Raw genomic sequence first — 7904 nt, forward strand, 5'->3', positions numbered from 1 at the left:
CTTTGCCTCCATACAGCGGATCGAGGTTAGCGGGTTTTCCCCACTTGGCCTCGTAACAACCAGGAACTGATAGTATGACCACGATTAAAGTATCCGATACTTCGTTCGATTCCGACGTTCTGGGTTCCAACGACCCGGTTCTCGTCGATTTCTGGGCGGAATGGTGTGGCCCGTGTAAACAGATCGCGCCGTATCTGGACGAAATTGCTGGCGAACTGGGCGGCAAGCTCAAGATTGCCAAGGTAAACATCGACGAAAACCCGAACACCCCGGCGAAATACGGTGTGCGCGGTATCCCGACCCTGATGATCTTCAAGGGTGGCGAAGTTGCAGCGATGAAAGTTGGCGCGCTGCCGAAAAGCGCTCTGGTTGACTGGATCAATCAGTCGATCTGATCATCTGATCGGTGACGATCTTAAAACATCAAAAGGCGGGCTGTGTCATGCAGCCCGCCTTTTTTGTCAGATTGGCGCTAACAATCACGCTGCCCTGATATCGTTCAGGAACTGCTTTATCTGAGTCATCAGATTCTGTGATTTGTTGTTCAGGCTGCCGGATGCCGCGAGAACCTGACCGGATGCCTCGCGTTCTTCCTCGGCCGCCTCGCGCAGGCCGATAACATTTTGCGCGACGTCCTTGGTGCCGGTTGCCGCTTCGGCGACATTGCGGGCAATTTCGGCGGTGGCGGCATCCTGTTCGCGGACGGCTGCGGAAATGCTGGCCGCGACCTCGTTCAATTCCTTCATGCGACCGGAAAGATGCTTGATTGCGCCAAGTGCATTCTGCGTCGATTCCTGAATGCCACCGATTTGGCCTGCGATATCTTCGGTTGCGCGTGTGGTCTGGTTGGCAAGGTTTTTGACCTCGGCGGCGACAACCGCAAAGCCCTTGCCGGCATCACCGGCACGTGCGGCCTCGATGGTGGCGTTAAGCGCCAGAAGGTTTGTCTGTTCGGCAATTGACTGAATAAGTTCAACCACCTCGCCGATCTTGTCGGACGCTGTTCCCAGTTCGGCAAAAATCGTGCTGGCTTCGTCGGCTTCGGTTGCACCTGATTGGGCGATGTCCGAACTCCGCGAAACCTGCGATGTGATTTCGTCGATGGACGCGGCAAGCTGTTCTGCGGCGGCGGCAACGGTATCCACATTGGCCGCTGCCTGTTCGGTTGCTGCCGCAACATTGGCTGCCCGCCCGGTGGTTGCGTCGGACTGGCTGGCCATGCCTGTGGCCGTGGCGCGTAATTGCTCCAGCGCGCTGTGAACCGTCGACAGGTTCCCCTCAACCTCGGTCTCAAAGCTTTTAATCAGCTTTTCGACCTTTTCCGCACGGGCAATCTGGGTCTTGTGCGTATCTTTCTGTTCCCGTTCAAGCTTTTCGGCCTGTTCGCGGTTTGATCTGAAAACGTCAAGTGACCGGGCCAGTGCACCGATTTCATCACGCCGATCTGTTTCGTCTGTGGTGACGCTGGTATCGCCCTGTGCCAGTTTGTTAAGCGCCTCGGTGATCGTCCGCAAGGGTCGGGTTGTCGATCTGTCAATCGCAAGTCCGGCCATTCCGATAACAATCAGCATGGCAATCGCGACCGCGATATCATTGATGGCGGTCTGCCAGAAAATCCCGTCAACATCGTCGATATAAACGCCGGTTGTTACCACCCAGCCCCACGGCTTGAATGTTTCGGCATAGGCCAGTTTGGGAAATACCCCGTCATGCCCCGGCTTGTTCCACTCATAGGTCAGGAAACCGCCTTCGGGATTGCGGGCCGCCTTGACCATTTCATCAAGGATCGGAACACCATTGACGTCAATCACCTGTTTGCCGTTCTGACCGTTCAGTTTTGGCTGGATCGGATGCAGGATGACCTTGGTATCAAGGCCCAGTACAAACACATAGTTGTTGCCGGCGTAACGGGCATTCTGAATGAACTCTGTCGCGCGGGTTTGCGCTTCTTCAAGGGTGATCTCGCCAGATTTGACGAGCTGATCATAATGGCTAAAGGTCGAACGGGTCATATCGACGATTTGCCGGACATTGGCTTTCTTTTCTTCGACCAGTGCAGATCGCAGTGTCACAAGATCAAAGATCGCCAGACCACCCAGCGCAAAAGCCGTCATTACCAGTACCATCCGCAATTTGGCGGAAAGCGAGAAATTGGAGAGTTTCATCGGGTTCTCCGTGTTTGGACGTTAACGGCGGGAAACTGCATTCAGCAAAAGCTGTCAGACCAGCATAACTGCAACATAGGGTTGTGCAGATGTGCGGTTTTATAAAAAGAGCTTTGCCATTTGTTCCTGATCGAAATCAAAAAACCCGTGGTAAAATGAAGAATCCTCAGTGAAATGAGTACTGCGACGAAATCTGCAAACGAAAGAGGGATGCACATGGCATCCCTCTTTCATTTGTTGATGATATTTTTGGTTGCAGGCGGATCAGTATTCGTAAGGTGATCCGTCCATGTTTTCCATCAGGACTTCGCGTTTGCCAACATGGTTGGCGGATGAAACAATCCCGTTTTCTTCCATCTGTTCGATGATGCGGGCGGCGCGGTTATAGCCGATCGACAGTTTGCGCTGGATGAAACTGGTGGATGCCTTTTTCTCGCGCAGGACAATGCCGACTGCCTGATTATACAGGTCATCATCCGATCCGTTCCCGCCGCCATCTGAACCGCCGCCACCGGCCATATAGGCCGCGACCGGATCTTCTTCCGGTTCTTCGGTAACGGTTTCAAGATAGGCCGGATCACCCTGATCGCGCAGATGGGCAACGATGCTTTCGACTTCCTCGTCTGATACAAACGGACCATGGACGCGCTGCAATCGGCCGCCTTGGCCCATATAAAGCATATCCCCCTGACCCAGAAGCTGCTCGGCGCCCATTTCACCAAGAATGGTCCGGGAATCGATCTTGGACGTCACGGAATAGGAAATACGCGTCGGGAAGTTCGCCTTGATCGTACCGGTGATCACGTCGACCGACGGACGCTGGGTCGCCATGATCAGGTGCAGGCCCGCCGCACGCGCCATCTGTGCCAGACGCTGGATCGATGCCTCGACATCCTTGCCCGCCACCAGCATCAGGTCGGCCATTTCGTCGACGATCACCACGATGAACGGCAGCGGCTCCATCGGCAGTTCCTGATCTTCAAAAATCGGTTTGCCGGTTTCCGGATCAAAGCCTGTCTGGACGCGGCGGGTAAGCTGTTCGCCCTTGGCGGCCGCTTCCTTGATGCGTTTGTTATAGCCCGCGATGTTACGCACACCGACCTGGCTCATGGCGCGATAACGGTCTTCCATTTCGCGCACCGCCCATTTAAGGGCAACAACCGCCTTGTGCGGGTCGGTCACAACCGGCGTCAGAAGATGCGGGATACCATCGTAAATCGACAGTTCCAGCATTTTCGGATCGATCATGATGAAACGGCATTCTTCCGGTTTCAGGCGATAAAGCAGCGACAGGATCATCGCATTCACACCAACCGACTTACCCGAACCCGTCGTACCGGCAATCAGCAGGTGCGGCATTTTCGCCAGATCGGCAATCACCGGCGTACCACCGATATCCTTGCCAAGGCTCATATTAAGCTTGCCGGTATTCTTTTCAAAATCGCTGGATGCCAGAATTTCATGCAGATGTACCGTTTCGCGGCGCGAATTCGGCAATTCGATACCGATCACATTGCGTCCCGGAACAACCGCCACACGGGCGGCAATCGCGCTCATGGAACGTGCGATATCATCGGCCAGACCGATCACGCGTGATGATTTAACACCTGCGGCCGGTTCAAGTTCATAAAGGGTAACGACCGGGCCGGGGCGGACCTGAACGATCTCGCCCTTAACGCCGAAGTCCTGAAGAACGGTTTCCAGAAGGCGGGCATTTTGCGCCAATGCTTCCTGATCGATCTGGGTTGCGTCGGCAGGATCGGGTTCATGCAAAAGGCTAAGCGGCGGGAACCGGTAATCGTCTGATCCAAGATCAAAGGATGCCTGCCGCTGGGCCGATGCCTTTTCGCCGGGCTGCAATTTTGCTGCCGGTGCGGCGACGATATGAACCGGCGGGGCGTGGTCCGCTTCATTGTAATCATCATCAAAATCATCGTCGTCATTGTTGTTATTTGACGATGTTGCCGCTTGCAGGCGGGTACTGATGGCAGCACCGAGGCCGGGTTTCCCCTTATCAAGTGACGGTTCCTGACGCATGCGTGGATTACGGGCGGCTGTACGTTCGCCCGGGCGTTCATCTGTTGAATTGCTGGGAATGGCACGACCAATTCCAGAAATAATACCGCCAGCAATACGTGACAGGATTGATCCAACCTTCTGCCATTCAGACATATGATAGGCCATGCAGAACATGGTCAGGAACAGGCCAAGCACCATTGAAATCAGCGCAATCAGTGGACGTGCACCCGGCACACCAATTATTTCGAACCCGTATTGAAGCTTGGACAGCAGCAGATCACCGGCAAAACCGCCAAACCCGACCGTGAGCGGCCAATGCATGCCCGGACGAATGGCCGCAGCCGCCGTCGCGACGAGCAGCAGGGCGAGCGGCAGAACCAGAAACCGTGCCCACATCCAGTTAAACGGACGAACCGCAATCAACCGCAGGCCCCAGCCAAGGAGCAGAACCGTCAGCAGTGCAGATGCCAGACCAAGCGTGCGCAATAGCAAATCCGCCGTATAGGCCCCGAATGTGCCAAGCGGGTTAAAGATCACATTTCGATCGGCTGCATGGTTGAAGGAAGGGTCACCGGGATGGAAGCCGATCAGCATCATGAAAACGGCAACTGCCGCACCAACCAGGACAAGCCCGCAGATTTGCAACCCGCTTCGTTTCAGCAGATTGACAAGACTGCCCGGCATGAAGGCGGTGCTGCGTGCGAGAAGGTTGGACTGACTGCTCATCGGGGTATCCGTTGTCGTTTCGTCGCTATTGGTCAGGATCGTGGTTCAGCTCAGCGCGTCGGCAATACGTCGAAGCCCTTCGCGGGTGGTTTCAAGGTCATGGACAAGCGCAATGCGGATAAAGCGTTTTCCGGGATTGTTGCCATCTGCATCCGTGATCGACAGATAGCTGCCCGGAATGACTTTCACACCTTCCTCTGCCCATATTTTGCGGGTGGCGGCTTCATCATCACCGACATCAAGCCACAGGAAAAAGCCCCCCGGCGGGCGATAGAAGCCAAACCGGTTGCCAAAGATTTCCTGCGCGACATCAATCTTGGCGCGGTAAAGATCGCGGTTTTGCGATGCATGGGCATCATCTGCCCAAAGTTCGGCGGATGCGGCCATGATCGGCATTGGAACGGTGGCCGAACAATAGCTGCGCAAGGCATTGAAACGTTTGATGATAACCGGGTCGCCCGCGACAAAGCCGGAACGCAATCCCGGCGCGCTGGACCGTTTCGACAGGCTGTGGAAAACAACCACATTATCCATCCGGCCGCCCTGTGCCGCACAGATTTCAAGTGCACCAACCGGGGCTTCGCGATCATAGATATCGGCGTAGCATTCATCCATCGCCAGAACGAAATCATGTTCCTGTGCCATGGCGATGATACGTTCAAGATAGTCCCGTGATGCAACAGATCCTTGCGGGTTGGCTGGTGAACACAGGAAAAACAGGCTGCAGGCTTTAAGCGTTTCGATATCGATCTGATCAAGGTCAGGCAAGAAATCCGTTTCCGGATCTGCTGCCAGCGGCACCATTTCCGCGTCGTTAAGAACCGCGGCACCGCAATAGACCTGATAGAACGGATTGGGCAGAAGAACCTTGGGCTTCGGGCCGGGCTGATCTTGCGGGATGACACAGGTTGCAATCAGATAAAGGGCCTCGCGGGTTCCCGCGACCGGCAGGATATGAGCATCCCGATCAATCATGTCCGAAGGCAGGTCATAACGGCGGTCAAGCCATCCCTTGATGGCGCTTCGCAGCTCGGGCGTGCCGTTTCCTGGCGGGTATTTATGCCAGAGACTGGCATACTTCACCATCGCCTCGGTGATCATCGCGGGCGGTTCGTGCTGCGGCTCGCCAATCGACATCACCAATGGCGTCTTGCCGGGTTCAATCCCCTCCAGCAGGGCGGCAAGCCGTGGGAACGGATAGGCAGGCAACTGATCAAGGCGCTGGTTAAACATCGCGTTCGGTATTCCGGTCATGAATGGATCCGTCACATATCAACAGGCGTCAAAATGCGGGTGTCCGTAAAATGTGGGCAATCTCCCCTGACTTTACCCCTATGCCAAAAATACAAAGAAAGATTTAAGGGCAGGGGTTCGAATAATGAAAAAGCCCGGAAAGATGCGCTTTCCGGGCTTTTGACAGGAAATCGGGGCAAAGAATTGGCAGATCAGCTTGCGCGCAGATCATCCTCGGGATAGGCGCCGATTTTGTGGATGGATATATCCGCCCCGTCGAACTCGTCTTCTTCAGACAATCGAAGGCCGATGGTCCGTTTGATCGTGCCGTAAACCACAAATCCCGCGATTGCGGCAAACACGGCACCGATCAGTGATCCGGCAAGCTGGGCACCAAACGAAACGCCGCCCATTCCACCAAGGGCTTCGAGTCCGAAAATGCCACATGCAATGCCCCCCATCAGGCCACACATGCCATGTAATGGCCAGACACCCAGCACGTCGTCGATCTTCCATCTGGTCTGGCACTGGTTGAAGCCCCAGACGAACAGAACACCGGCAATACCGCCAGTGACCAGTGCTCCGATCGGGTGCATGACGTCCGATCCTGCGCAAACGGCAACCAGTCCGGCAAGTGCACCGTTGTGAACGAAACCGGGGTCGTTACGTCCTGCGACCAGTGCCGTCAGAATGCCGCCAACCATTGCCATCAGCGAATTGACCGCGACCAGCCCGGTAATGCCGCTAATCGATTGGGCCGACATGACGTTGAAGCCAAACCAGCCAACGCAAAGTACCCATGATCCCAGTGCCAGAAACGGGATGTTGGATGGCGGAATACCAACCAGTCCACCGGTTTTGGTGTAACGCCCCCGCCGGACTCCAAGCGATACAACGGCACCAAGGGCGATCCAGCCACCAACCGCGTGGACAACAATAGAACCTGCAAAATCGTGGAAAGGTGCGCCAAAGGTGGCCTCAATCATATCCTGGAAGCCGAAATTGTTGTTCCAGACCAGTCCTTCAAACAGCGGATAAAAGATGCCAACCAGAATGGCGGTGGCAATCAGCTGCGGATAAAACCGCGCCCGTTCGGCAATGCCACCGGAAATGATTGCGGGGATTGCGGCCGCAAATGTCAGTAGGAAGAAGAACTTAACCAGATCATAGCCGCTGGACGCAAAAAGATGCTGTCCGTCAACCATCGCAGATCCGCTAAGAACCGCGGCATTGCTAAAGAAATCAACACCATAGGCAACGCCATAGCCGATGAAAAAATAGGCAATGGTGGAAACGGCAAAATCTACGATGATTTTAACCAGTGCGTTTACCTGGTTTTTCTTGCGTACGGTTCCGACTTCAAGAAAGGCGAAACCGGCATGCATGGCGAGCACCATAATAGCGCCCATCAGGACGAAAAATACGTCCGAGGCGGTCTGGAATGCCTCCATCGGGCAACCCCCATTTGTTAAATGCGTTTCCTCACGGTCCGGTCTGCGGGGCGCAGCCGGATTCTTGTTCAGGGGGCCCAACATCAATTTCTATGCCAACAGGGCAAACTGATTGATCGGGACGATGGAAAACGGGTCTTTGCCGGGGGAAAATCGATCACGCTCATATCCGGCGGGGTAACAGCCGGATGGGACTGTTTGCATGTCTTGTGATCATAATCGTGCCTAAAAAGGCAGCATGGGCAGAATACAAAAGACCCGCCACTGGGATATCCCAAGGCGGGTCAGTCGGTCTGACAGGCAGGGGGCC

The 7904-nt window shown here is 55.1% G+C and carries 5 protein-coding genes; 1 reads left to right on the forward strand and 4 read right to left on the reverse strand.

From position 1 onward, the window contains the following. Positions 1 to 74 precede the first annotated feature (74 nt). On the forward strand, positions 75 to 395 hold the full coding sequence (trxA, locus tag AUP42_RS07760) for a thioredoxin TrxA (RefSeq protein WP_007088718.1): 321 nt from the start codon (positions 75 to 77) through the stop codon (positions 393 to 395). Positions 396 to 479: 84 nt separating this feature from the next. Here the strand turns inward: trxA and AUP42_RS07765 are convergent, their stop codons facing one another. The 4 genes from AUP42_RS07765 to AUP42_RS07780 all read right to left on the reverse strand — a co-directional run bounded on the left by AUP42_RS07765 (position 480) and on the right by AUP42_RS07780 (position 7594). Further along, positions 480 to 2165, reverse strand: coding sequence for a methyl-accepting chemotaxis protein (locus AUP42_RS07765; protein WP_062950476.1), 1686 nt, complete (start codon positions 2163 to 2165; stop codon positions 480 to 482). 264 nt (positions 2166 to 2429) lie between these two features. Further along, positions 2430 to 4910: a DNA translocase FtsK gene (locus tag AUP42_RS07770; protein WP_062950479.1), complete on the reverse strand. Its 2481-nt coding sequence runs from the start codon at positions 4908 to 4910 to the stop codon at positions 2430 to 2432. A 45-nt stretch (positions 4911 to 4955) separates the two neighbouring features. After that, complete coding sequence (locus AUP42_RS07775; RefSeq protein ID WP_062950482.1) at positions 4956 to 6164, reverse strand: aminotransferase class I/II-fold pyridoxal phosphate-dependent enzyme; 1209 nt, start codon at positions 6162 to 6164, stop codon at positions 4956 to 4958. Between the two features lie 191 nt (positions 6165 to 6355). Further along, on the reverse strand, positions 6356 to 7594 hold the full coding sequence (locus AUP42_RS07780; RefSeq protein WP_062950484.1) for an ammonium transporter: 1239 nt from the start codon (positions 7592 to 7594) through the stop codon (positions 6356 to 6358). Positions 7595 to 7904 lie beyond the last annotated feature (310 nt).

It is taken from the genome of Thalassospira lucentensis, from assembly GCF_001613805.1.
Lineage (GTDB): Bacteria > Pseudomonadota > Alphaproteobacteria > Rhodospirillales > Thalassospiraceae > Thalassospira > Thalassospira lucentensis_A.